This is a genomic window from Escherichia sp. MOD1-EC5495, assembly GCF_002965965.1.
Classification (GTDB): Bacteria; Pseudomonadota; Gammaproteobacteria; order Enterobacterales; family Enterobacteriaceae; genus Escherichia; species Escherichia ruysiae.
This window is the reverse complement of record NZ_PTRI01000047.1, coordinates 1-3,132: the sequence shown is the minus strand read 5'-3', so window position 1 is coordinate 3,132 and position 3,132 is coordinate 1. Positions and strand designations below refer to the sequence as shown.

General features: G+C 53.0%; 2 rRNA genes. Both read left to right on the top strand.

The window, feature by feature from the left end:
- The first annotated feature begins 59 nt into the window (after nt 1-59).
- Nucleotides 60-2,967: ribosomal RNA gene (locus BEG40_RS21455) — 23S ribosomal RNA — on the top strand.
- A 100-nt stretch (nt 2,968-3,067) separates the two neighbouring features.
- Nucleotides 3,068-3,132, top strand: a 5S ribosomal RNA gene (gene rrf, locus BEG40_RS21450); the annotation flags it as partial.

The following is a 3,132-nucleotide window of genomic DNA, read 5'->3' as shown; positions in this document are numbered from 1 at the left end:
GAGTCTCTCAAATTTTCGCAACACGATGATGAATCGAAAGAAACATCTTCGGGTTGTGAGGTTAAGCGACTAAGCGTACACGGTGGATGCCCTGGCAGTCAGAGGCGATGAAGGACGTGCTAATCTGCGATAAGCGTCGGTAAGGTGATATGAACCGTTATAACCGGCGATTTCCGAATGGGGAAACCCAGTGTGATTCGTCACACTATCATTAACTGAATCCATAGGTTAATGAGGCGAACCGGGGGAACTGAAACATCTAAGTACCCCGAGGAAAAGAAATCAACCGAGATTCCCCCAGTAGCGGCGAGCGAACGGGGAGCAGCCCAGAGCCTGAATCAGTGTGTGTGTTAGTGGAAGCGTCTGGAAAGGCGCGCGATACAGGGTGACAGCCCCGTACACAAAAATGCACATATTGTGAGCTCGATGAGTAGGGCGGGACACGTGGTATCCTGTCTGAATATGGGGGGACCATCCTCCAAGGCTAAATACTCCTGACTGACCGATAGTGAACCAGTACCGTGAGGGAAAGGCGAAAAGAACCCCGGCGAGGGGAGTGAAAAAGAACCTGAAACCGTGTACGTACAAGCAGTGGGAGCCCTGATTTATCAGGGTGACTGCGTACCTTTTGTATAATGGGTCAGCGACTTATATTCTGTAGCAAGGTTAACCGAATAGGGGAGCCGAAGGGAAACCGAGTCTTAACTGGGCGTTAAGTTGCAGGGTATAGACCCGAAACCCGGTGATCTAGCCATGGGCAGGTTGAAGGTTGGGTAACACTAACTGGAGGACCGAACCGACTAATGTTGAAAAATTAGCGGATGACTTGTGGCTGGGGGTGAAAGGCCAATCAAACCGGGAGATAGCTGGTTCTCCCCGAAAGCTATTTAGGTAGCGCCTCGTGAATTCATCTCCGGGGGTAGAGCACTGTTTCGGCAAGGGGGTCATCCCGACTTACCAACCCGATGCAAACTGCGAATACCGGAGAATGTTATCACGGGAGACACACGGCGGGTGCTAACGTCCGTCGTGAAGAGGGAAACAACCCAGACCGCCAGCTAAGGTCCCAAAGTCATGGTTAAGTGGGAAACGATGTGGGAAGGCCCAGACAGCCAGGATGTTGGCTTAGAAGCAGCCATCATTTAAAGAAAGCGTAATAGCTCACTGGTCGAGTCGGCCTGCGCGGAAGATGTAACGGGGCTAAACCATGCACCGAAGCTGCGGCAGCGACGCTTATGCGTTGTTGGGTAGGGGAGCGTTCTGTAAGCCTGTGAAGGTGTGCTGTGAGGCATGCTGGAGGTATCAGAAGTGCGAATGCTGACATAAGTAACGATAAAGCGGGTGAAAAGCCCGCTCGCCGGAAGACCAAGGGTTCCTGTCCAACGTTAATCGGGGCAGGGTGAGTCGACCCCTAAGGCGAGGCCGAAAGGCGTAGTCGATGGGAAACAGGTTAATATTCCTGTACTTGGTGTTACTGCGAAGGGGGGACGGAGAAGGCTATGTTGGCCGGGCGACGGTTGTCCCGGTTTAAGCGTGTAGGCTGGTTTTCCAGGCAAATCCGGAAAATCAAGGCTGAGGCGTGATGACGAGGCACTACGGTGCTGAAGCGACAAATGCCCTGCTTCCAGGAAAAGCCTCTAAGCATCAGGTAACATCAAATCGTACCCCAAACCGACACAGGTGGTCAGGTAGAGAATACCAAGGCGCTTGAGAGAACTCGGGTGAAGGAACTAGGCAAAATGGTGCCGTAACTTCGGGAGAAGGCACGCTGATATGTAGGTGAAGCGACTTGCTCGTGGAGCTGAAATCAGTCGAAGATACCAGCTGGCTGCAACTGTTTATTAAAAACACAGCACTGTGCAAACACGAAAGTGGACGTATACGGTGTGACGCCTGCCCGGTGCCGGAAGGTTAATTGATGGGGTCAGCCGCAAGGCGAAGCTCTTGATCGAAGCCCCGGTAAACGGCGGCCGTAACTATAACGGTCCTAAGGTAGCGAAATTCCTTGTCGGGTAAGTTCCGACCTGCACGAATGGCGTAATGATGGCCAGGCTGTCTCCACCCGAGACTCAGTGAAATTGAACTCGCTGTGAAGATGCAGTGTACCCGCGGCAAGACGGAAAGACCCCGTGAACCTTTACTATAGCTTGACACTGAACATTGAGCCTTGATGTGTAGGATAGGTGGGAGGCTTTGAAGCGTGGACGCCAGTCTGCGTGGAGCCGACCTTGAAATACCACCCTTTAATGTTTGATGTTCTAACGTGGACCCGTAATCCGGGTTGCGGACAGTGTCTGGTGGGTAGTTTGACTGGGGCGGTCTCCTCCTAAAGAGTAACGGAGGAGCACGAAGGTTGGCTAATCCTGGTCGGACATCAGGAGGTTAGTGCAATGGCATAAGCCAGCTTGACTGCGAGCGTGACGGCGCGAGCAGGTGCGAAAGCAGGTCATAGTGATCCGGTGGTTCTGAATGGAAGGGCCATCGCTCAACGGATAAAAGGTACTCCGGGGATAACAGGCTGATACCGCCCAAGAGTTCATATCGACGGCGGTGTTTGGCACCTCGATGTCGGCTCATCACATCCTGGGGCTGAAGTAGGTCCCAAGGGTATGGCTGTTCGCCATTTAAAGTGGTACGCGAGCTGGGTTTAGAACGTCGTGAGACAGTTCGGTCCCTATCTGCCGTGGGCGCTGGAGAACTGAGGGGGGCTGCTCCTAGTACGAGAGGACCGGAGTGGACGCATCACTGGTGTTCGGGTTGTCATGCCAATGGCACTGCCCGGTAGCTAAATGCGGAAGAGATAAGTGCTGAAAGCATCTAAGCACGAAACTTGCCCCGAGATGAGTTCTCCCTGACTCCTTGAGAGTCCTGAAGGAACGTTGAAGACGACGACGTTGATAGGCCGGGTGTGTAAGCGCAGCGATGCGTTGAGCTAACCGGTACTAATGAACCGTGAGGCTTAACCTTACAACGCCGAAGGTGTTTTGGCGGATTGAGAGAAGATTTTCAGCCTGATACAGATTAAATCGACAGGTCAGAAGACGACGTGTTGATAAAACAGAATTTGCCTGGCGGCCGTAGCGCGGTGGTCCCACCTGACCCCATGCCGAACTCAGAAGTGAAACGCCGTAG